The organism is Nocardiopsis nanhaiensis (assembly GCF_054778635.1).
This window is the reverse complement of the sequence record NZ_BAAGZJ010000017.1, coordinates 79697-102434: the sequence shown is the minus strand read 5'-3', so window position 1 is coordinate 102434 and position 22738 is coordinate 79697. Positions and strand designations below refer to the sequence as shown.

Annotated in this window: 12 protein-coding genes and 1 pseudogene; 4 read left to right on the top strand and 9 right to left on the bottom strand. The window is 71.1% G+C overall.

The genetic code is table 11. The features are described from left to right. The first annotated feature begins 3 nt into the window (after positions 1 to 3). From ACYVD1_RS10990 to ACYVD1_RS10980, 3 genes are read left to right on the top strand one after another with little or no spacing between them, the layout of a single operon-like run. The gene (locus ACYVD1_RS10990; protein WP_460770947.1) at positions 4 to 897 is read left to right on the top strand and encodes an ABC transporter permease; all 894 of its coding nucleotides are present in this window, start codon (positions 4 to 6) and stop codon (positions 895 to 897) included. Then, positions 894 to 2594 carry a dipeptide ABC transporter ATP-binding protein gene (locus tag ACYVD1_RS10985; RefSeq protein ID WP_460770944.1) on the top strand — a complete coding sequence of 567 codons (1701 nt, stop codon included), beginning with the start codon at positions 894 to 896 and terminating at the stop codon, positions 2592 to 2594. The genes ACYVD1_RS10990 and ACYVD1_RS10985 overlap by 4 nt, the downstream gene beginning before the upstream one ends. Positions 2595 to 2650: 56 nt before the next feature. Next, positions 2651 to 4084, top strand: coding sequence for an amidase (locus tag ACYVD1_RS10980; protein ID WP_460770942.1), 1434 nt, complete (start codon positions 2651 to 2653; stop codon positions 4082 to 4084). A 55-nt stretch (positions 4085 to 4139) separates the two neighbouring features. Here the strand turns inward: ACYVD1_RS10980 and ACYVD1_RS10975 are convergent, their stop codons facing one another. From ACYVD1_RS10975 to ACYVD1_RS10935, 9 genes and pseudogenes are all read right to left on the bottom strand, one after another. Then, a complete protein-coding gene (locus ACYVD1_RS10975; RefSeq protein ID WP_460770940.1) occupies positions 4140 to 4976 on the bottom strand; it encodes an SDR family NAD(P)-dependent oxidoreductase in 837 nt (278 codons plus the stop codon). Beyond that, on the bottom strand, positions 4973 to 6490 hold the full coding sequence (locus ACYVD1_RS10970; RefSeq protein WP_460770938.1) for an aldehyde dehydrogenase family protein: 1518 nt from the start codon (positions 6488 to 6490) through the stop codon (positions 4973 to 4975). Before ACYVD1_RS10970 ends, ACYVD1_RS10975 begins: the two co-directional genes overlap by 4 nt. A gap of 146 nt (positions 6491 to 6636) precedes the next feature. Beyond that, positions 6637 to 7638, bottom strand: coding sequence for a bile acid:sodium symporter family protein (locus tag ACYVD1_RS10965; protein ID WP_460770936.1), 1002 nt, complete (start codon positions 7636 to 7638; stop codon positions 6637 to 6639). Positions 7639 to 7736: 98 nt separating this feature from the next. Further along, positions 7737 to 9179 (bottom strand): rifampin monooxygenase, encoded by a 1443-nt coding sequence (gene rox / locus ACYVD1_RS10960; RefSeq protein ID WP_460770934.1) that lies wholly within the window; start codon positions 9177 to 9179, stop codon positions 7737 to 7739. A 283-nt stretch (positions 9180 to 9462) separates the two neighbouring features. Next, entirely contained in the window at positions 9463 to 10248 is a 786-nt protein-coding gene (locus tag ACYVD1_RS10955; RefSeq protein ID WP_460770932.1) for a metallophosphoesterase family protein, read from the bottom strand. Positions 10249 to 10367: 119 nt separating this feature from the next. Continuing rightward, complete coding sequence (locus ACYVD1_RS10950) at positions 10368 to 15890, bottom strand: ATP-binding protein (RefSeq protein ID WP_460770929.1); 5523 nt, start codon at positions 15888 to 15890, stop codon at positions 10368 to 10370. 277 nt (positions 15891 to 16167) lie between these two features. Then, on the bottom strand, positions 16168 to 16920 hold the full coding sequence (locus ACYVD1_RS10945; RefSeq protein WP_460770926.1) for a 5-formyltetrahydrofolate cyclo-ligase: 753 nt from the start codon (positions 16918 to 16920) through the stop codon (positions 16168 to 16170). Beyond that, complete coding sequence (locus ACYVD1_RS10940; RefSeq protein WP_460770924.1) at positions 16917 to 17738, bottom strand: transporter substrate-binding domain-containing protein; 822 nt, start codon at positions 17736 to 17738, stop codon at positions 16917 to 16919. Before ACYVD1_RS10940 ends, ACYVD1_RS10945 begins: the two co-directional genes overlap by 4 nt. A gap of 177 nt (positions 17739 to 17915) precedes the next feature. Beyond that, positions 17916 to 19577 (bottom strand): annotated as a pseudogene (locus tag ACYVD1_RS10935) (ABC-F family ATP-binding cassette domain-containing protein); the annotation flags it as partial. A 544-nt stretch (positions 19578 to 20121) separates the two neighbouring features. On the opposite strand from ACYVD1_RS10935, the gene ACYVD1_RS10930 reads away from it, so the two are divergent. Beyond that, entirely contained in the window at positions 20122 to 22572 is a 2451-nt protein-coding gene (locus ACYVD1_RS10930) for a M14 family metallopeptidase (protein WP_460770922.1), read from the top strand. Positions 22573 to 22738: the final 166 nt, after the last annotated feature.

Below are 22738 nucleotides of genomic sequence, written 5' to 3'. Positions count from 1 at the left end.
GACATGAGTGGAACGGACCCGGAAGCCGTCGGCGCCCCCGCGGATACGGAACGCCCGTCCGGCGGGCGCCTCAGGCTGATCCGCGGGCTGCCGGCGACCGGCAAGGTCGGTCTGGTCATCGTGGCGGGCATCGTGCTTGTCGCGCTCGTCTCCCTGTTCTGGACACCCTTCGACCCGCTGCAGGCGGACCCGGAGAACCGGCTCAGCGGGTCGACGGGCCAGCATCCGCTCGGCACCGACCGGTACGGCCGCGACGTCCTCTCGATCCTCATGGCGGGAGCGCAGGTCACCCTCATGGTGGGCTGCGTGGCCGTCGCGATCGCGGCGCTCATCGGTACCCCGTTGGGCATCCTGGCCGCGATGCGGCGCGGTTGGATCGAAGAGCTGATCATGCGCGGCGCCGACATGATGCTGGCCTTCCCAGCCCTGCTCCTGGCCATCATGGCCAGCGCGGTCATGGGGGCGAGCACACTGTCGGCGATGGTCGCCATCGGGCTCGCGGCGGGGCCGGGCTTCGCCCGTGTCGCCCGGGCGGGGACCCTCCAGGTGATGTCCTCGGACTTCATCCTGGCCGCGCGCGGGGCCTCGCAACCCGAGGCGCGCATCGCCCGGCGGCACGTCCTGCCCAATATCTTCGACCTCGTGGTGATCCAGGCCTCGGTCACCTTCGCCCTGGCGATCCTCGCCGAGGCCGCGCTGAGCTTCCTGGGCCTCGGCACACCGCCGCCCGAACCATCGTGGGGGCGCATGCTCCAGGGCGCCCAGGACTATCTGGCGGTCGCACCGCATCTGACCGTCTGGCCCGGCCTGGCCATCGCGCTGGCGGTACTGGGATTCAACCTGCTGGGTGACGGGCTCCGCGATGTGCTCGACCCCAAGATGAGAGGACGGCGATGACCACCACGGCCGACCACGGCACCGAGGCCGTCCGCGACGACGCTCTGGTGACGGTCACGGGGCTGCGGGTCGACACCGATACCGACCGGCTGGTCCATCCCCTGGACCTGACCATCCGCGCCGGTGAGCGGGTGGGGCTCATCGGCGAGTCCGGCTCCGGGAAGTCGCTCACCGCCCTGTCCCTCATGGGGTTGCTTCCCGACGAGCTGCGGCACGGCGGCACGGTAGCGCTGCGCGACGCCTCCGACGACCTGCTCAGCGCGCCCGAGCGGGAGCTGTGCGCGCTGCGCGGGCGGCGGGTCTCGATGGTCTTCCAGGAGCCCATGACCGCCCTGAACCCGCTGATGCGGGTGGGGAAGCAGGTCGGCGAAGTGCTGGCACAGCACCGGACGCTGCCGAACCGCCGCGCGGTGCGCGCCCGAGTGGTCGAGTTGCTCGCGTCGGTGCGCCTCCCGGAGCCCGAGAGCCTCCTGCGGGCCTACCCCCACCAGCTCTCGGGCGGGCAGCGGCAGCGCGTCATGCTGGCCATGGCCTTCGCCAACGACCCGGACCTGCTCATCTGCGACGAACCCACCACCGCCCTGGACGTGACCGTGCAGCGCCAGGTCCTCGACCTCTTGGACGAAGCGGTCCGGGACCGCGGCACCAGCCTGCTGTTCGTCTCGCACGACCTGGCCGTCGTCGCCGACACCTGCGACCGGGTGCTCGTCATGCAGCACGGCCGCATCGTGGAGTCCGGCCCTGTAATGGACGTGCTCACCGAGCCGCAGCACGAGTACACCAGGCACCTGCTCAGCGCTTCCCGGCTCGCACCGGCGGATGCGGGGAACGCGGGGAACGCGTCGGACACAGCCGCGAACGCACCGGCCGAGTCCTCCGATCAACCGCTGATCCGGGCGCGGGACCTCCATCGCACCTTCAGGTCGCAGCGCCGCACGGTGCACGCCCTGCGCAACTTCGACTTGGAGGTACGCACGGGCGACCGGCTCGGTATCGTCGGCGAGTCCGGTTCGGGCAAGACCACCCTGCTGAAGATCCTGGCCGGCCTCGACCGCCCGACCTCCGGAACGGTGTCGGTCGGCGGCATCGACGTCACCACGTCCTCGAAGCGCTCCATGCGCCGACTCCGCGAACGGCTGCAGACGGTCTTCCAGGACCCCATGGGTTCGCTCGATCCGCGCATGACGGTGCGGGAGATCGTCGAGGAACCGCTCCTCGGGCACCGGAGCGCGGCCCCCAGGCCGCAACGGCACGAGAAGGTGGCACGGTCGCTGGAGTCCGTGGGGATCCCCGCCTCCGCCGCCGAACGCTACCCCCACCAGTTCTCCGGCGGACAGCGGCAGCGGATCTCCATCGCGCGGGCGCTCATCACCGACCCGGACGTCCTGGTCGCCGACGAGCCGGTGAGCGCGCTCGACGTGAGCGTCCAGGAACAGGTACTCGACCTCCTGAACAGACTCGTGGACGAACGCGGGCTGACCCTGCTGATGGTCTCGCACGACCTGGCCGTCGTCCGGCACCTCTGCGACCGGGTCGTGGTGATGCGCCACGGTGAGATCGTCGAGACCGGAACAGCGGCGCGGATCTACGCCGACCCGCAGGAGGACTACACCCGGACCCTGCTCGAAGCGACCCCGACCCTCGACCGCGTTCTCGCCGGGAAGCGGGCGCAGGAGGATCAGCGGGAGCAGGAGTAGCAGGGCCGCACCGACCACCGTTCAACCCGCCGTTCAGCGCAGTCCCGAGGAGAGTAATGAGCGAACCGACGCCATCGGCTTCCTGGGCCGATGCCTCCGTGGACGAGCTCCGCGCGGCCTTCGCCTCCGGAGCGACCACACCGAGCCGCACCGCGCACGCGGTGCTGGAGAGGATCGCGCGGGATACTCCGCTCAACGCCTACCACGCGGTCACCGCCGAGGAGGCCCTGCGCGCGGCCGAGGGGTCGGACGTGCGCCACGCCGGGGGGCGGCCGCTGGGGCCGCTGGACGGCGTGCCCGTCACGGTCAAGGAGAACCTCGGGCGGGTCGGGGTGACCATGCCGTCCGGGACGGCACTGCCCGACTCGCCGACGCCCGCGGAGGACTCGACCGTCGTCAGCCGCCTCCGCGAGGCGGGGGCGGTCATCGTCGGCTCCACGGTCATGCCGGACTGGGGCATGCTCTCCTCCGGCGTCAGTTCCCGCCACGGCATCACTCGGAGCGCGTGGGACCCCTCGCTGACCACCGGCGGTTCGTCGTCCGGCGCCGCCGTCGCCGCGGCCGCCGCCCACGGGCCGGTCCACGTGGGCACCGACATCGGCGGGTCGATCCGCCTGCCCGGTACCTGGAACGCCCTGGCCACACTGAAGCCCTCCGCCGGTCTCATCCCGCTGAACAGCCCCTACGTCGGCCGGGCCGCGGGGCCGATGGCGCGCCGCGTCGCCGACCTCTTCCCCCTCATGCGCGCCGCGGCGCGGTGGGACGACCGCGACGTGTCCGCGCACCCCTTCCCACCGGCGGACTTCTCCCCCGGAGAGACATCCCCTGAGGGGATGCGTGTGGGCCTCCAGCTGGACGGGGGTCCCGGCCTGCCGTTGGCCCCCGCCGTACGCGCTGCCTGCCTCGACGCGGCGGAACGCTTCGCCGCCGCCGGCGCCGACATCGTGGAGGTGGATCCGATCACCACCGAACAGCTCCTGGTCCGCGTCGACCGGTTCTGGCGGGTCCGCGCGCTGAACACCCTCAGGAAGCTGCCCGCCCACCTGCGGGACGGGTACGTCCTGGAGTACATCCTCGCCTGGTGTCTCGGCGGCCGCGACGTGGACGGCGTCACGACGCTGGACGACTACGAGGCGCTGGCGGAGCTGGGCGCGAAGGCCCGAGGCGCCACCCGGGGGCTGGACCTGGTGCTCTCACCGGTCACGCCGCAGACAGCCTTCCCCGCGGAGCAGCCGATGCCGCACCCGGAGCCCGGCGAACCCATGGCGCACATCTCCTACACACTCCCGTACAACATGTCCGGCCAGCCCGCGGGGACCGCCAACGCGGGGCGGGACGCCGACGGGAAGTGGATCGGCCTGCAGTTCGCCGGTCCGGTCGGCACCGACGCACGGCTCCTGCGCCTGATGGCGTGGTGGGAACGCCAGCGCCCGGAACCGGCCGTGCCGGACTGGCGGGGGTGCGCCTGGTCCTCCACCGGACCGCGGTGACTCCCCCCGGGAGCGTGCCCCTCGGGGCCGTGTCGCCCCAGGAGATCGTGCCGCTTCAGGGAGTGGGGGCCGCGGCTCCGTCGACCGCCGTCCAACCGCCGTCCACGGCCAGCACCGTTCCGGTGACGTAGCTCGCGGCCGGGGAGGACAGGTACACCGCCGCGCCGACCATCTCCCCCGGCTCGGCCCAGCGGCCCATCGCGGACTGCTCGGCGTACCTGCGGTACCAGTCCGGGTCGTCCCGCACCTGCTGGGTCAGCGGTGTCGTCACGACCCCCGGTGCGACGGCGTTGACCCGCACGCCCTGCGCTGAGAACTCGCTGGCGGCCGAGCGCACCAGCGATTCCAGGCCCGCCTTCGTAGCTCCGTAGACGCCCTGGCCGGGCTCGACCACTCGCGCGCGGATCGAGGACAGGAAGACCATCGACCCCCTGCCGTGCCGCGTCATAGAGGTTCCGAACGCCCGCAGCACCGAGAACGTGGCCGCGAGGTTCAGCCCCACGACGGCGTCGAACTCCTCAGGCGTGTAGTCGAGGATGCGGCGGCGCACGTTCATGGCCGCGGTGTGGACCAGGATCTCCGGGTGCCCGAACCGTTCCGGGGCTCCGGCGACGGCGGACGCGTCGGTCACGTCGAGCTCCTCGGCCCGTACAGAGTCGCCGCCGGGACCCGGAAGCGTGTCGTCCTGGTGCTGGCCGTCCGGACGCTGCTGCTCCCGGCACAGCCGCGCGGTGCTCTCCGCCGCCCGCACGTCGCGGTCGGCGCAGACCACGCGCGCCCCGGCCGCGGCCAACCCCTGGGCCGTCTCGCGGCCGATGCCCGAACCGGCGCCGATGACGACCGCGGTCCGGCCGTCCAGCCGGAACATGCGGCGGTAGTCGGTCACGGTCATGAACGCTCACCCTTCCTCTGCGGGATCCGTACGAGAGCCATCCGTGTCACGGTGTACTCCTCCATCGCCCAACGCGGTCCCTCGCGGCCCACTCCCGAGTCCTTCACGCCCCCGTAGGGCATGACGTCCGAGCGGAACCCGGGGATCTGGTTGACCACCACTCCCCCGACCTCCAGTTCGTCGATGGCCCGGTGCGCCTCGGCGAGGTCCGCGGTGTAGATCGCGGCCTGGAGCCCGTACCGGGAGTCGTTGACCAGGCGCACGGCCTCGTCGAGGTCCCGTACCCGGCGCACACACGCCACCGGGGCGAACACTTCCTCGCGCCACAGCGGTTCGTCCTCGGGCACGTCAGCCAGCAGCTGGGGGCTGACCAGGGCCCGCTCCGTACCGGCGGGGACTCCGCCCTCCGGCACCGGGGCCTCGCCCAGCACCCGGGCGCCGCGTTCGCGGGCGTCCTCGACGCTCTTGCGCACCCTCGCCGCCGCCCGCTCGTCGATCAGCGCGGCCACGTCGGTGGTCATCTCCCACGGGTCCCCGACCACGACGCCGTCGAGCGCGTCGGCGAGCTTGCGTTCGAAACCCGGATCGACCCCGTCCAGGACCAGCACACGCTGGACGGAGATGCAGGCCTGGCCGTTGGCGTAGAACGCGCCCCTGGTGACGGCGGCGACGGCCTCCTCCACGTCCGCCGACCCCGACACGATCAGCGCCGCGTTAGACCCGAGTTCGAGGACGGTCCTCCGGGGCGCGGCGGAGCGCGCGATCCGGTGTCCGACCTCGGCCGAACCGGTGAAGGACACGATCGCCGCGCGCTCGTCCTCGACGAGGGCGCGGCCCACCTCGGGGCCGCCGGTGAGGCACTGGAGGAGGCCCTCGTCCAAGCCCTCCGTCCGGAGCGCCTCCCGCACGACGGCGGTGAGCCACAGTGCCGAGAGCGCGGTGGCCGGGGCCGGTTTCAGCACCGCTGGGGTGCCGACGGCGAGTGCCGGGGCGACCTTGTGGCTGGCCAGCAGGAGCGGATAGTTGAAGCCCGCGATGGCGACGACCGACCCCAAAGGTCGGCGCTTGTACCAGGCGAGCATGTCCTCGCCGCCGCTCTGCAGGTCGACGGGCACGAGCTCTCCCTCGTTCCGGCCGACCTCCTCGGCTGAGGCCTCCCAGCAGCTCAGGGTGCGCTCGACCTCCACGCGGCAGTCGCGGCGCGGTTTCCCGGTCTCCAGGACGAGCAGGTCCTCCAGCTCGGCGCGCCGCTCGCGCAGCGCGTCCGCGCAGCTGCGGACGAGGCGCTTCCGGGTGGCGGAGGTGGTGCGCCGGGCGGCGGCTCGGAGCTCTTCGGCGTGTGCCATCGCCTCGGCGGCGAGGACCGGGGTGCCCTCCGGCACGTCGCGCAGGTGCTTCCCGGTCCAGGCGTCCACGACCGGCGCCGTTCCGGCGGGGTCCTGCCACCCCGGTCCGACGGGAAGCCCGGTCGGCAGTTCCGCGTCCACCCTCGCGGGCATGCGGCGTACCGGCATGAAAGACACTCCTCTGGTCAGTTCTGGCGGCGTGGATGCGGCCACAGATGTAGCATGCGTCACAGCGTACAACTTGTCAGACCAGTTCCATAGACCTGCCGGGGAATGCCCCCGCTCAGGGGATCAGGGAATGGTGACCGCCGAGGTTAGGACGCCCGAGGCGGCAGGCCATCGGACCCGGCCGCCCCGGAGGACTCGCCGTCGACGGCCTCGGCAGCCTCCCTCGGAGGACGGCCGCCCCAGAAGGTGGCCAGTATCGGTCCGGAGATGTTGGCCCACACGGCGGCGATCGCCCCGGGGAGTGCGGCGGCTGGCCCGAAGTGGGCGACGGCCAGCGTGGCCGCCAGCCCCGAGTTCTGGATTCCGACCTCGAAGGAGATCGCCCGGCGCTGCGCTTCGGGCATCCCCATGAGCTTGGCCACGACGTAGCCGACGGCAAGACCGACCAGGTTGTGCACCACGACGGCCAGGATGACCAGCATGCCCGCTGTCAGCAGCGTTTCGACGCTGGCGCCCACCACACCGGCGCAGATGACCACCACAGCTACCACTGACACCGTCGGCACCAGAGGCGTGGCCCGCTCGATGGTCCTCGGCATGAGAGCGCGCAGCAGCAGACCGACCAGCACCGGCAAGAGCACGACCTGCGCGATGGACAGCACCATCTCCCCCGTGTTCACCGGAACCAGGTGCCCGCCGTAGAACAGGACGAGGAACGGCGTCACCAAGATCGAGACCACCGTGGAGATGGAGGTCATCGCGACCGACACGGCCACGTCCCCGCGGGCGAGATAGGCGACCACGTTGGAGGCGGTGCCGCCCGGAACGCTGCCCAGCAGGATCAGGCCGAGCGCGATCTCGGCCGGCAGGCCGAAGACCATGGCCACCGCCCAAGCCAGCGCGGGCATCACGAGGTACTGGGCGACCACGCCGGTGAGCAGCGGAACCGGTCGGCGGACGATCATGGCGAAGTCGCCGAACCGGAGGGTGAGGCCCATACCGAGCATCACCACGGCCAGCAGCGGCACGGTGTACTCGGACAGCGGTGCGAACACGTCGGGGAACCCGACGGCCAACCCGCTGAACACGATGATCCACACCGCGAAGGTGCGACTGACAAAGGTGGCGATGCTGCTGAGGAGGTTCATCAGGGCGTCTCCCTCCCGCCTGCACGGGGCGGGTCTGATGGTGTGCCGTGCCGCGGATGGCCGCCTCCGTACCGACCGGGGCTCACCCGGTTGCGGCCTCAGCTGGCCGGGGCACCGAACCACTGTGCCAGACGGGATCGGACATCCCGCTGGTCAGCCCCGCCCCAAGCCACATGGCCGTCCGGCCGCAGCAGCACGGCGGGCGCGTCCAGTTCCTCGCTGTTGTCGACGACGTGGTCGACCCGGTCTTCCCAGCCCGCCACCGAAAGCCGACCGGTCTGGTCGAGGAGGAGTCCGCGACCGCCGTGCATGAGCGCGTAGAGGCGGCCCCGCTTCAGACCGATGTCGCGCAACCGCTTCCCCAGCAGTTCGTGCCCCGCTCTTTCACTCCCCGCGCCGAAGTCGTAGCGGACCCCGATCGCGATGATCTTCTCGGTCAGATACCGGTTCACCTCCTCGAAGTCCATCAGTTCCGACACCAGTCGGCGTGCCGCCTGGGGACCCGGTTCGGGTGACATCAGCTCGGTCTGTGCCCGGGTGTTCTCCAGGACGTCGGAGGCCACCGGGCGCCGCTCCTCCTGGTAGCTGTCCAACAGGTGTTCCGGTGCCCAGCCGTTGACCTCGGCCGCCAGCTTCCATCCCAGGTTGAACGCGTCCTGGAGGCCCAGGTTGAGCCCCTGGCCGCCGGCCGGCGGATGGATGTGCGCCGCGTCGCCAGCCAGCAGCACGCGGCCGGACCGGTAGCGGTCGGCCAGCCGGGTGGCGTCGCCGAAGCGGGAGAGCCAGCGCGGCGAGTGCACGCCGAAATCGGTGCCGGAGACCTCGCGCAGCTGCCGCTTCAGTTCGTCCAGGGTCGGCGCGGCCGTGCGGTCCTCGGCCACGCCCTCGGCGGGTGCGACGACGCGGTACAGCCCATCCCCCAAGGGCATGGCGCCGAACCGCAGGTGGGTCTTGCGGACTTCGGCCGTGACGGCGGCGAGCGTCTCCGGTGACGCGGTCAGCTCCACTTCGCCCAGCAGCGTCTCCGTTCTGGAGGGCTCACCGGGGAAACCGGTGCCGAGCAGCTTGCGGACCGTGCTGCGCCCGCCGTCACAGCCGACGAGGTAGCGCGAGCGCAGTCGCGTGCCGTCGGCCAGTTCGGCGGTCACCCCGTCCCCGTCCTGGTCCAACCCGACCAGGGCGCTGCCGCGCCGGACCTCGGCACCCAGTGCTGTGGCGTGCTCGTACAGCAGGCGGTCGGTGGTGGTCTGCGGGATGCCGAGGACGTAGGGGTGCGCGGTGTCCAGCCGCTCCGGCGCCGGTTTGCTGATCCCGGCGAAGAAGCCACCCAGCGGGTACTGCGTCCCCAGGTCGAGGAACCGTTCCAGCAGCCCGCGCTGGTCCATGACCTCGACACTGCGCGCGTGCAGCCCGAGCGACCGGACCACCTTGGTCGGCTCGTGCTCCCTTTCCAGCACGAGCGCTTGTACGCCGTGCAGCCTCAATTCGCTCGCCAGCATCAGACCGGTCGGCCCGCCGCCGACCACGATCACGTCGATCATGAATGCCCCCGTGGAAGGAAAAGGGAATCCGAGCCAGCCGACGCACCCGTTCCGGCGCCGCGCATTCCGTGTGCACGCTGCCCGTACTCCCGCTCACGGTGGACAATTCTGCGGCACGACCAGGGTCTTGCCGCAAGTCCCGGGGTGCGCTATAGATTAGGAGAGGCAAAAAGAATTTTCCGCCCCTCAGCCGCCCGTTACGGGCGAATTCCCCTTTCCGTTCCGCGCGGGCCCCACGGTCGCGGCCATTCCGGAGCGGACGGTCGGCCCGGTCGGGTACTGCTCAGCTGCGGCCGTCCATGGGACCCATGCGGCGCAGGGCTTCGGCGTCACTGGGCTTGGAGCGCACATAGGTGTCGGCCCAGGTGCGGGCGTCGGCGTAGGCGCTGCCGGCCGCGACTGCCTCGACCGCCGCGTCGAGATCCACCCGGGTGTGCCGCAGCTCCACCTGGCCGTCCCTCAGGAGGGCCCACGAGCCCCCGGCTCGCCCGTAGGGCATGCCGACACTGCCCGGGTTCAGGCACACCCGCCGGTCCACCAACCGGACGAACGGCATGTGGGTGTGGCCCATGACCACGGTGCGGACCCGGTCGTCGAGGCCCGACAGGACCTCGGCCCAGCGCTCCAGCGACGAGTCCACCAGCACGACCTCCTCGTCGTCGCGCGGGGTGCCGTGGCAGAAGACCACCGGGCCGAACCCGCGCACGTCGAGTTCCACCGGGTGCGGCAGGTTGTCGAGCAGTTCCACGTCGGGTGGGGCCAGCTGGCCGGCGGCCCAAGGGGCGATGGGGTCGGGGATGTCCGTGGAACCGCCCCGGGCCAGCGCCACCAGGTCCCGGTCGGCGTTGCCGCGCACCAGGACGGCACGGTCCCCCAGTTCGCGGAAGCGGTCCAGTACCGCGACCGGCTGCGGTCCCGCGGCGTGGTCGCCGGTGAACACCACCAGGTCGGCGCCGCGCACGTCGGGTTCGGCCAGGACCGCGTCCAGGACCGGTAGGACACCGTGGACGTCGGAGAGCACGGCAACGGAGTCGATCGGTCCGGTCCGGGGCTGCGCGAGAGAGCTCATGGGGGCGAGTCTTCAGCACCGCGGGGCGGTTGGGAAGGGGCTTCTTCCGCGAGCAGAGCGACCCCGGACACGCGTGTACGGTCGGCCCCGAAGGAACCGGCCGTACACCGCGGTGTGGGTCAGTCCTTCGTGCCCTTGCTGATGGCCTCGATGATCTTCGGGCGCATCTCGGCGGCGCTGATGATGGCGTCCACAGAGCCCACCTCGACCGCGCGCTGGATGCTGTGCACCCCGTCGAACTCGGCGGCGACCTCGCCGAGCTTCTCGGCGCGGACCGAGGCCTGGATCTCGCTGAGTTCGGCGTTGAGCTCGGCGCGCTCGGCACCGATGGTCTCCGACACCCGGGCCTGCAGCTCCACGATCCTGGGGTCGGTGGCGGTGCGCTTGTTCACCTCACCGGAGAACACCACCGCCGCGGCGGGGGCACCGCCGAGGACGGAGGCGAAGGAGCCCTCCAGCGCCAGGACCGTCATGTTCGGGTTGAGCGCCTTGGAGAACACCACGAACGCGCCGCCGTGGTAGCGGGAGATGACGCAGAAGATGATCGGGCCGTCGAAGTTGACGATCGACCGGCCGATCTCCGCGCCGAACTCCAGCTGGAGGTTGCGCATGGACTCGGGCGAGCCGTCGAAGCCGGACAGGTTGGCCAGCACGACCAGGGGGCGGTTGCCCGAAGCCGCGTTGATCGCCCGCGCGGTCTTCTTGGACGAGCGCGGGAACAGCGTGCCCGCGGTGTAGGCGTCCGGACCGTCGGTGGGCGGGAAACCCTTGCGCTGCACGGCCCTGGACTCGATGCCGATCAGGCAGACCGGCCAGCCCCCGATGTGCGCGTCCTGCACAGCCGAGGTGTCGGCGTCGGCCATGCCCGCCCAGCGCTCCAGCACCGGGTGGTCCTGGTCGGACAGGGCACGCATCACCGTGCGGATGTCGAAGGGCTTCTTACGGTCCGGGTTGTGCTCCGCCGAGAAGATCTCGCCCACGGTGCTGAAGTCGCTGCCCTCGACCTCGTGCGGGTAGGTGGTCACGTCACGGTGGTCCGGGTCGCTCGTGCCGGCCTTGCGCGGCGCCTCCTCGCCCGGCAGGACGTAGGTGTGGTCGTAGTGCGACATCAGCACGTCCCGGGCGGACTGGAGGTTCGGCGCCCAGTACTGTGCCTGGCCGTTGGGGCCCATCACCCGGTCGTAGCCGCCGATGCCGAAGTTGTCCTCGGCGGACACGCCACCGGAGAAGTCGAGCGACTGCTTGCCGGTGAGCACCATGGCCGAGTCCGGTGTCATCACGAGGATGCCCTTGGTGTGCATGAGCATCGTCGCTTCGGCGTTCCAGTAGGGCTGGGCGCCGACGTTGATCCCGGCGACCACGATGTTGATCTCGCCGCCGTCCTGGGTGAACTCGACGATCCGCTTGAGGGCGGCCGCGACCCAGTCCATGTTCTCGGTGCCCGAGGTCATCGAGATCCGCGCGCCAGCCGAGAGCGCGAACCACTCCAGCGGCACCCGCATCCGGTCGGCCAGGTCGAGTGCGGCGATCACCCGGGCGCACTCCGGCTCCGACAGCGCTCCGAGCGCCTTGGTGGGGTCGCCGAGCAGCACCACGCGGGTGACGCCCTCGGGGTGTCGTTCGGTGGGTGTGGTGACCACACCGGCGACGATGGCCGCGGAGTTGCGGCCCTTGGGCCGGTCCACGGGCGCGAGCACGCCCTGGTCGTCGAGGTCGTACTCGGTGAAGGAGCCGTCCGGTCCGGTGAGCATGGTCGTCAGCTCGTACGGGTAGACGGTCCCGCGGCGTGCCGCGCGCAGCACCTTCTGCCGGTAGTCGTCCAGCGGCAGCACCGGCTCGGTCGACGGCTTGTCGACGTGCACGCTCGCGCCGTTGCCCGGGTCGAGGGCGATACGCACGGCGAGCTCGGTCAGTTCGCCCGACTCGGTGCGCTGGCGGGCCACGAACTGGGCCTCCTCCAGCCCAGCGCCCTCGGTGGTCGGCAGGATGCGCTGGACGAGCCCGTCGAGTTCGTCGAGGGACAGTTCGGTGGACGGCCAGACGTACATCAGGATGCGGTTGGTGTCGAACCGCTTGCGCTGCGGCCGCTGCGCCTGGATGTTGCGGATGGCGTCCAGGCACCCGGCGAACGTGTCCTCCACGGCGGGCAGCGCGACCAGTCGGCCGTCGGCGTCACGCAGCGCCGTCAGGTCGCGGACCTGGCCCATCGCGAACAGTCGCTCGTCGGACGGGTTGCTGCGCGCCACAGCCTTGAACAGGTAGATCTCCTCGTCCGCGGACGGCAGCCGGGTGAGGTCGAACTCCCGCAGGCGCTCCAGCTGCAGGCGCTGCGCGATCTGCGGGTGCAGGCCGCGAATCAGCAGGTCCTCGGTGAGCCCGTCCTCGCCTTGGCGGAAGGTGAAGTGGTGGTGCATCACCGCGCCGCTGGTCCCGGCCACGGTGGCGGTCACCCGGCGCACGGACGCCGGCAGCGGGTTCTCGTTCAGGATCTCGTTGAGTCGCACCGCAATGGCTCCGGCGTCCGGCTGGCCGTCCCACGTCACGTAGAGGTCGGCGACCACCCCGGGGGCGTCGGCGCCCTCGGCGGTCCCGTTCTCGGAGGGCCCGTCGGACGCGACCGTTTCGGCGGCGTAGGCGCCGACGGCACCGATGGCGTCGGGCAGGGCGGCGATGTCGACGGCGGTTGTGACCACCGGGGTCACTCCCTCCGGGCCGGTGTACTGGGCGGTGACCAGCGGGCAGCCCGCCGTCTCCCGCTCGGTGACCTCGGAGAGCCCGCGGTTGCCGTAGTAGCGGCGGGTGAGGACCTCCAGGAGCGGCGCGTGGTCGCGGCCGGGCCGACCGATCCGCTGGCCGATCAGCCGGACCAGCGGCTCAGAGCTGCCCACCATGGCCTGGATCCGCTCGGCGCGGTCCGGGGCGTCGGGTTCGCGGTCCAGGTAGCGCAGGTCGTCGCGGACCGCCGCGTAGACCTTGGCGCGGTTGCGGCGCAGCAGCGGCTGGGTGAACCAGCGGAACACCACGCCGCGGGCCAGGTCGGACACCGCGGGGAAGCGCACCTGCGTAGCCTCGACCAGGTGCTCGAGGGTGAGCCCGACGCGCTCGCTGAGCGACTCGACCGGTGGCGCCCCGGACAGCCACTCGCGCAGCAGCGCCGACACGATCGCGACGTAGGTCCCCGACCGCTGCTGGGCCAGGAAGATCCGGAAGACCGCGTCCTCCAGCTCCGGCGTGCGGTCGAGGTCGGTCACCCCGTAGTGCGCGAGGACTCGGGTGAGTTTGGCCTGGAAGTCCTCGGTGACGCCGGCGCGCTCGACGTCGAGGCTCTGGAGGTAGCTGTGGAAGTACTCGCGGGAGCTGTGCACCGGGCTGTCCGGCTCGGCCTCGATCGGGCCGCCGGGCCGGTTGCCGCTCAGCTCGGACAGGTCGGCGAACACGGTGAGCAGGTCCAGCTCACCCTCGAGCGGCTGTCCGCCCATCTCGAGGCGGGCGGAAAGGTAGTCCGACAGCACACGGTCACTGTCGTACGCGTCGAAGCCCAGCAGTAGACCGCGCAGGTCACGCAAGCCGCGTTCGGCACGCTCGGCCGCGGAGGCCGTCGCGGGCTCGGCCGGGAGCTCGATCTCGACGGTCTGAGCGTCGGCCTCCGACTCCTCGGTGTCGTCGTCGCTGAGCGGCTCCAGCCGCATCAGGGGGGCGCCGGTCTCGACCTGGCCGCCCACCGACACCGGGCACTCACGGATCCGGGCGCGGAACGGCGCGCGCAGCACCGTCTCCATCTTCATGCTCTCCAGCACCAGGACCGGGGCGCCCGCCTCGACCTCGTCGCCGACCGACAGCGGCGTGGCGACCACCAGCGCGGGAGCAGGGGAACGGACGACGCCGCCCTCATCACGGCTGATCCGGTGGGTGACCCCGTCGACCTCGACCAGGTGGATCGGCCCGTGCGTGGCCGAGACCAGCCGGAACCGGCGGCCGTTGACCACGATCCGGCCGGTGTGCCCGTCGAAGCGCTCCACCTCGACGTCGGCCGGGTGCACGTCACCGCCGCCGGAGATGCCGATCCGGAAACCGCGCTGCCCCACGCGGGCCACGTGCACCCGGTAGCCGACACCGCGGAGTTTGAGGTCCAGCGGACGGCCCGGGTCGTGGCGTACCTGGGGACGGCCGCCGCGCGCGGTGGAGAGCAGCTGCTGGCGGCTCACCTCCTCCTCGTCCTCGTAGGCCTCGATGGCGGCGGTGGCCAGGGCGATCGCGGAGTGCCGGTCGTTGACCAGGCGGCCTTCGGCGCGCACCCGGTCGATCCAGCCGGTGTCGGCACTGGCGCCGATCACCTCGGGCTGGTCGAGGAGGTCGAGCACGAAGCCCTTGTTGGTGGCCCCGCCCTCGATGATCACCGTGGTCTCGGCCATCGCGCGGCGCAGCCGGGCCAGCGCCTGGTCGCGGTCGCGGCCGTACGCGATGACCTTGGCGATCATCGAGTCGAAGTCGGCCGGAATGCTGTCACCCTCACGGACACCGGTGTCCACGCGGATACCGGGACCGACGGGCAGCCGCAGTCGCGCGATACGTCCCGGGGCGGGTGCGAAGTCGCGGTCGGGGTCCTCGGCGTTGAGCCGGGCCTCGACGGCGTGGCCGACCTCGGCGGGTTGGAAGCCGTCCAGCTTGCCCCCGCCCGCCACGTGCAGCTGGAGCCGGACCAGGTCGGTACCGGTGGTGGCCTCGGTGATGGGGTGCTCGACCTGGAGCCGGGTGTTGACCTCGAGGAAGGCGAAGAGCTTCTCGCCGGGGTGGTAGAGGAACTCGACGGTGCAGGCGCCCCGGTAGCCGACGGCCACGGCGAGCCGCTCGGCGGAGGCCTTGAGCTCGTCGGTCTGTTCGGAGTCGAGGAGCGGGGAGGCGGACTCCTCGATGATCTTCTGGTTGCGGCGCTGCACCGAGCAGTCGCGCACGCCCAGGGCCCAGGCGGTGCCCTGGCCGTCCGAGATGACCTGCACCTCGACGTGGCGGGCACCGGTGACGAGGCGCTCCAGGAATACTACGCCGGAGCCGAAGGCGCGCAGCGCCTCCTGGCTGGTGCGCTCGTAGGCTTCGGCCAGGTCTTCGCCCGAGGCGACCATGCGGATCCCGCGCCCGCCGCCGCCGGCGGTGGCCTTGAGCATCAGCGGATAGCCGATCTCGTCCCCGGCGCGCAGGGCGTCCTCGAGGTTGGAGACCTCACCGCGGCTCCACGGGGCGACCGGGACACCGACCTCCTCGGCGATCAGCTTCGCGCCGATCTTGTCGCCGAGCTTGCGCATGGCTTCACCGCTAGGGCCGACGAAGGTGACGCCGATCTTCTCGCACAGGTCGGCGAAGGCCGGGTCCTCGGCGACGAAGCCCCAGCCGACCCAGGCGGCGTCGGCCTCGGTCTCCACCAGGGCCTGTTCCAAAACGGCGAGGTCCAGGTAGGGGCGGGCCGAGGCCGGACCCAGCGGGTAGGTGATGTCGGCCTCGCGGACGAAGGTCGCGTCGCGGTCGGCGTCGGTGAAGAGGGCGACCGTCTCGATGTGCGTACCGGTTTCCGCGGACAGGTCCCGGACGGCGTGGATGAGCCGCATTGCGGCCTCACCACGGTTGACGATGGCGACACGACTGAACACCGACTGAGCTCCCCACGTATTGACGCACAGCAGGCGGCGTCCGCGTCCCGGAGCGCCGCCTGCACCTACTCTCCAGCCTGGTCGATGACCCCCTGGAACACCAATGTCCTGAATTGCTCACACCAGCGCCGCCGCTTTGTGGGATCTCCACAAAAGGCACCCCGCCCCACCCCGGTCCGTCACCCTTCAGGGCGAGGTTTGCCACAATCGGCCCGTTCAGGGGCCACCGTTCAGGGTGCCCTGCCACATCCGGTACCCGGCGACCGCGGGAGCGGACTCACCGTGTGCCGTGCTCCCCGCCCCGGAGGGCACGCTGGAGGTTCCGGAGGACGGGGACGGCCGCGATCTTCTCCTCCCCCAGCTCCTGCCAGGCGATCCCCGCAGGGCGTCGTCGGGGAGGACACTCGATGGTTTCCTCGGGGGTGACGATCAGGTCCACGCTCACGTCGTACGCCGCCTCGGGGATGGCCTCGTCGACCACTTGGAGTGCGTGCACGGTGGTGACGATGAGTGTGCGCTCGTCGATCAGCCCGGCTTGGGCGAGCAGGGCCATCTCGATGTCGCTGTACCCGGCGCCCTTGCCGATGCGCACGCCTTGACGGTTGACGGCCACACTGCCGCAGACGACGGCGTCGACCGGCCGCATCCGTTCGATCGGGGTACGGGGCGCGTGCTGCGCGGCGCCCCGGCCCGTGGCGAGGACCTCGGGGTCCGTGGTGAGGACTGCGGGGTCGATCTCGTAGAAGGGCTCGGGGGCGGCGATCCTGGGCACCGCCGTGTACACGGTCTTCCCACCTCGCAGGGAGAGGAGGCGGACCTCGGCCTGTGCCCGGTCCGGGTTGGCCTTGACCACCCGGGCCGCGGCCCAGCGCGGGTGTCCGGCCACCTGCGCGGCGGCCCGGTCCGCCCCGTGGAAGTCCGGGATCTCGCCGTGTACCGGTCCGGACCTGCCCGCACCGTGTGTGTCGAGCAGGTCCCAGACCCGGTGCCTGAGCCGGTCCTTGGGGGTGGCGGTCCTGGGACGGGTCAAAAGTCCACGTCCTCACCGAACCACGGCTCCGCGATCTCGTCGCGGGTCCCATCGTTGAGGGCGATGTTCAACCACTGGTCGACGTAGTGCTTCAGGACGTCATCGCCGCGGGGCAGCATGTAGCCGTTCTCGAAGTAGTCGAAGGGCTCGTCGGGGTTGACCGCGCAGAGCTCCTCGTACTCGTTGGCGACCCACAGTGTCTCCGAGGCGTCGGTGGTCATGACGTCGGCGTTGCCTGCAACGATCTCGTCGAAGATGGTGTTGTTGTCGTGGCGGATGAGTTCACCCTCGGGGTAGTGCTCCTCCGCGAAGACCTCGTTGGTCCCCCCGCTGGGCATGATGGAGCGCACGCCCGGCTGGTTGATCTGCTCGATCGTCCGGTAGTCGTCGACGTTCTCGCACAGGGTGACGGGCGTCTTCCCGTCCTCCATGGTCGGCGCGGAGAAGTAGACCTGCTGCGCGCGTTCGGTGCTGATCGAGATACCGCCCACCGCGATGTCGCAGTCCGCGAGGAAGTCCTCCATCAGGTCGTCCCAGCTGGTCTGGACCCACTCGATCTCCACACCCATGTCTTCGGCCAGGTCACGTGCCAGGTCGACGTCGATACCGGTGAACTCGTCGTCTTCCGGGTCCAGGTAGGTGAAGGGCTGGTAGTCGCCGGTCGTGCACACACGGAGTGTGCCGCTGTCGAGGACATCGTCGAGTCTGCTCTCCCCCTGAACGGCGTCTCCGGGCTCCTCCCCCTCGTCTGCGCCGGAACAACCCGCGACGAGAAGGGCGGCTGACAGGGCGGCGAGGGCGGTGGTGCGTGCCTTCACGGGACCTCCACGGGGGTCGGTTCCACCGGCGGGCCGGGCGGTGGCCAAGGGTCGGACCCTGGTGTGACGCGGGTCATGCTACACACGTCGGATCCTCCCGTTTTGGCCGCCCCGTCCTCCCCGGTCTCTATCGATGGGCCCTCGGGGGCAGGCACCGCCTCCGTTGGACGCTGCCTGGCCCGCCAACTGTGCTGCGGGTGCGGCTGGGTCCAACTCCAGCCGGTCCCAGGAACGGACGTCCCTCTGGAGCTGCCGGTCGTGGGTGGCGAGCACCACCGCAGCCCCGGTGGCTTCGAGCCCTTCGCTGAGCTCGTCGACGAGGGCGATCGAGAGGTGGTTGGTCGGCTCGTCGAGCAACAGCACGTGCGGCCGGGACGCCAGCGCCAAGGCGAGGTCGAGCCTGCGCTGCTGCCCCATGGACAGGTCGCGCAGCGGCCTGTTGGCATCGGCCGACGAGAGCAGCCCGAGGGAGCTCAGGGAGGCCGTCGCCCCCTCCGGGAGCACCCCCTCGCTGACGAGCCGTCCCATGTGCGCGGCGAACACCTCACGGGCCCGCCGCGCACCGGCGCGCGGCGACTCCTGGGCCAGCAGGCGCACCCGGGCGGTGCGCGCGGTGCGCACGCTCCCCCCGGTCGGGGCGATCCGCCCGGCGAGCACTGCCAGGAGCGTGGACTTGCCCGCACCGTTGGGTCCGGTGACCACCAGCCGCGAACCGGAGTCGAGGTCGAACGTGGCCGGTTCGGTCAGGCGCCCCGCGACGGTGACCTCCTCGGCCCTGAGCAGGGTCACCCCGGGCCGCGTCGGCAGCTCCGGCATGCGGAACCGCATCGGGGGCGGTGGCATGGTGACCGCGTGCGCCTCGAGGTCGTCGCGCCGCCGGTGGACGGAACGGACGAGCCCGGGCGCGCGGGTCGCCCGCTGGTGCTTGCCGGTGCCCTTGTCGGGGCGCCATCCACTGACCAGACGGTTCTGCGCCTCGGACAGGTCCTGGGTGAGACGGGCGTGCTCGGCCCGCTGCTGTTCGTACTCGGCGGCCCAGCGTTCGCGTTCGGCCCGCCGCCCCTCCTGGTACCCGGCGAAACCCCCGCCGTAGACACGGGGACCGCCGTCCCGGCTCGGGTCGAGGTCGAGCATGGTCGTGGCCACGTCCGACAGCAGGGCTCGGTCGTGGCTGACCAGCACCACACCGTTCCGGTGGCCGCGCAGCCGCCTGGTCAGGTAGTCGAGCCCGGCGGCGTCCAGGTGGTTGGTGGGCTCGTCCAAGAGAAGGAAGTCGTGCGATGCGCCCAGGAGGCAGGCGAGTCGGACGCGGTAGCGCTGCCCGACGGACAGCTCCGCCAGCGGCCGCGACCGGTCGGTGACGGCGCCCAGGTTCTCGAGTGCGAGGTCCACGCGGCGGTCGGCGTCCCACGCGTCGAGCACCTCCGCGGTGCGCAGCGCCGCCTCGTACCTCTCCGCGGCCTCGGGATCACCGGAGGCGAGCCCTTCGGCGCCGGCGTCGAGCGCGTCCAGCGCGGTGCGGGCGTCGGCGAGTTCGATGTCGACCAGGTCCCCGACGGTGCGGCCGTCGGTGGCCCGCATCTCCTGCTCGGCGACGCCGAAGGTGCCGATGCGGCGCACGCTCCCGGCGTCGGGTTCGAGCGCCCCGGCCAGGATGTGCAGCAGCGTGGACTTGCCGCGGCCGTTCTCGCCTACGACGCCCCAGCGGGAGCGGGGTGTAACGGTCATGTCGACACCGGACAGGACCGTGCGGCCGCCGCGGTCGATATGGAGGCCGTTCGCGGTGAGTTGGGCTCGCTCTCCGGCGGGCAGGGCGGACTTGGGGTCGAGGGTAGCCAAAGTTCCTCCGAACAGAGCTCCGCCCGGCGGGTTCGCGACGGGTGTGCGGGAGCTCTTCGAGCTGACGGACGGCCCGGATCGGGCCAGTGCATACGTCAGGCACCCGCGGCCACGGTGGCGTGGTGGCGGGCGCTCAGGCTCGAATCAGAGGTACAGAGGTAGATGCACATGGGCATGATACCACCCTGAACAGCGATAACTCCGGTGGAATTCGGCACCGGAAGCAGCGCTCGGACCGAGTAGTCAAAGTTTTTCGCATTACCGTCCTTGACGCGACCACGGCAACACGGAAGCCTCTGACGAACAGCCAGATTCGGGTACGCGACGGTGGCCGCGCCGTCCACCCAGGCACTTCCCCCGCATCCCCCGACCCCCATGTCCCCCCATCACTGAGCACGAGAAGCCCGACGGTGTGAGTGCTGTCCAGTGGTTCCGCGGCCGACCCGACCGTGCCCGCTCTCCGCCGCCGCCCGAACGGTGGCGGCGCCAAGCGTCGCGGACCAACGGCCGACCGGCCCAGTCCGTGCTGAGCAGAAGGATCGGGATGGGACAGTCAGTGATATCGCCCGGCTCGCGGGGTGCCCGCCGGACCGGGATCGTCACCGGTGCGGCCCTCGCGCTGCTGATACCGACAGCCGTACCCACCGTGGCCGAGACCACCGCCGCGGACCTGGAACTGGACGAGACGGCAGTGGTGGAGGTCTTCCTGGAGGACCGCGACGACCTGGACCGGCTCGTCGAACTGGGCGGCGACATCGCCCAGTTGGACCCGGCCGACGAGAACGGCGACGACGACGGATTCGTCGCCCAGGTCGTGATCGCACCCTTCGACACGGACTCCTATGAGGACGCCGGGTTCACCTTCGGTGAGGTGCTCTACACCGAGGCCGACGCGGAAGAGCGCGTCGAAGAGCGCGAGGCGACCATCGCGCGGTTGAACGCCGAGAACGAACCCGAAGGCGGGCCGGGGACCCAGTCCGACACCGACGAACTGGAGATCCTGCGCGCGGACTACTTCGAGGGCCGCGACGGGGACTTCCTGTCCGTGGAGGTCAACTCCAGTTTCGGCCAGGACGAGGACTTCGAGCTCACCGTGGAGCGCGACGCCGGCCCGGGCACGGAGATCGGTGACGGCGGCACGCAGGAGCTGAGTCCCTTCGTCGACGTCGGGGTGTACATGTACCACCGCGGCCAGGACGAGGTGGAGGACCAGCCCGGACGTATCCGGGTCACCAGCCCCAACGGCGGCACCGCCGAGGCGGACGTGACCGAGTGGCTGCCCGATCCAGACGGGCCCGGGGACCCGTTGCCCCACACCGACTTCCTCAACGCGTACATGACCCCGGACGAGCTCTACGACCGGATCCACCAGATCGCGGACGACTACCCCGACATCGCCGAGGTCATCGAACTGCCCAACCAGACCAACGGCTACCGCCGGCACTCGCAGGCGATCCTCGGTGTGGCGATCGACGGCGAGAACGCCGACCGCGGAGTGGTCGTGGAGTCGCTGGACTACGGCCACGAGGGCGGCAACGACATCGTGGTGGACCTGGTCGACCCCTACACGCCCGACGCCGAGCTTTCAGTGGGTGTGGAGGGCGACGAGATCGCCGTCAGCCTGGCCACCGACGGCAGCGGCGCGATCACCACCACCGCAGCGGAGACCGTGGAAGCGATCAATGCCGAGGCCGACGACCTGGTCCGGGCCTTCACCTTCCGCGACAACGCCGGAGACGGGGTGGTGCAGGCCGAAACAGTGCAGGCCAGTGACTTCCTCAACGCCCCGGACGACGTGTCCCGCGACCCGGCGACGGTCTACGCGCTGCGGATCGGCGCCGACCGGGACGGTTCCGGCACCGGTGTACTCGGCTACTCCCAGGAGCACGCACGCGAGTGGCAGACGCCGCTGGTGGCGATCGAGACCGCCGAGCGCCTGGTGCAGAACTACGGCCTACACGACACCACCACCGACCTGGTGGACGAGCTGGACATCTTCCTGATGCCCTCGTTCAACCCCGACGGCGCCAACTACTCATTCTACGACGAGCCGATGCACCGCAAGAACATGACCAACTACTGCGACACCGACGGCCCCCGCGACCAGTGGGCCGTGGAACAGGGCGCGCAGTGGGGCGTGGACAACAACCGCAACTACGGCGAGTACACCCTGTGGGACGGCTACTCCGGGGCCTCCTTCGACTGCACCAGCCAGACCTACGCCGGGCCCGAGGAGGAGGGCCCGCTCTCGCAGCCGGAGAACCAGAACCTGGAGTGGCTGGCCGACACCTACGACAACATCGACTTCTCGATGAACATCCACTCCTCCGGCGACTACTTCATGTGGTCCCCGGGCGCCTACATCGCCGAGGACCGCGAACCCACCCCGAGGCCCACGGCGATGGAGGAGGCCTACTTCTGGCAGTCCTCGGAAAGCATCCTCGGCGCGATCAGGGAGCACCGCGACACGGTGGTGACCCCGGCCCGCACCGGCCCGATCATCGACGTGCTCTACTCCGCGGCGGGCAACTCCGGCGACCACCTCTGGTACGGGCACGACATCTTCGCGTGGAACTTCGAGCTGGGCCAGGAAGGGTTCCAGCCGCCGTGGGAGGAGGCCCACGCCCAGGGCATGGAGTACTCCAACGGGCTGTACAACATGCTGGAGGTGGCCCTGGAGTACCAGGACGACCAGGTCCGGCCGCGCTCCGACGTCTCCCCGCGCGCGGGCGAGCACTCCGGGCCGGTGGAGATCGCCTTCGAGACCACCGAACCCGCGGAGATCCACTACACCCTCGACGGCAGCCGCCCGACCTTCGACTCCCCCAAGCTGGAGCTGACGGGGGTGCGCGGGGACCTGGAGACCCTGCTGATCGAGGAGACCACCACCGTCCACTGGTTCTCCGTGGACATCGCGGGCAACACCGAGGGCAACTACGACCCCGACAGTGACGCCCGCAACCACCGCAGGGGCACCTGGACGATCACGGACTGACGCACTTGTGCGGGTCCCGGGGCGCGGGCGGAGCACCGTCCGCGCCCCGGCATCCGGAAGCGTCACTACATCCTTCCCCAGCGGGGCGAAGCCCCACATCGGGGGTCTGGGGGTCGTCCCCCAGAAGAAACGACGGAACGACCCGGCGAGGCGGCCGAAGGCCCCC

Coding starts and splice junctions, on each gene's coding strand:
- ACYVD1_RS10990 (WP_460770947.1), top strand. CDS start 4: ATGAGTGGAACGGACCCGGAAGCCGTCGGCGCCCCCGCGGATACGGAA.
- ACYVD1_RS10985 (WP_460770944.1), top strand. CDS start 894: ATGACCACCACGGCCGACCACGGCACCGAGGCCGTCCGCGACGACGCT.
- ACYVD1_RS10980 (WP_460770942.1), top strand. CDS start 2,651: ATGAGCGAACCGACGCCATCGGCTTCCTGGGCCGATGCCTCCGTGGAC.
- ACYVD1_RS10975 (WP_460770940.1), bottom strand. CDS start 4,976: ATGACCGTGACCGACTACCGCCGCATGTTCCGGCTGGACGGCCGGACC.
- ACYVD1_RS10970 (WP_460770938.1), bottom strand. CDS start 6,490: ATGCCGGTACGCCGCATGCCCGCGAGGGTGGACGCGGAACTGCCGACC.
- ACYVD1_RS10965 (WP_460770936.1), bottom strand. CDS start 7,638: ATGAACCTCCTCAGCAGCATCGCCACCTTTGTCAGTCGCACCTTCGCG.
- rox (WP_460770934.1), bottom strand. CDS start 9,179: ATGATCGACGTGATCGTGGTCGGCGGCGGGCCGACCGGTCTGATGCTG.
- ACYVD1_RS10955 (WP_460770932.1), bottom strand. CDS start 10,248: ATGAGCTCTCTCGCGCAGCCCCGGACCGGACCGATCGACTCCGTTGCC.
- ACYVD1_RS10930 (WP_460770922.1), top strand. CDS start 20,122: ATGGGACAGTCAGTGATATCGCCCGGCTCGCGGGGTGCCCGCCGGACC.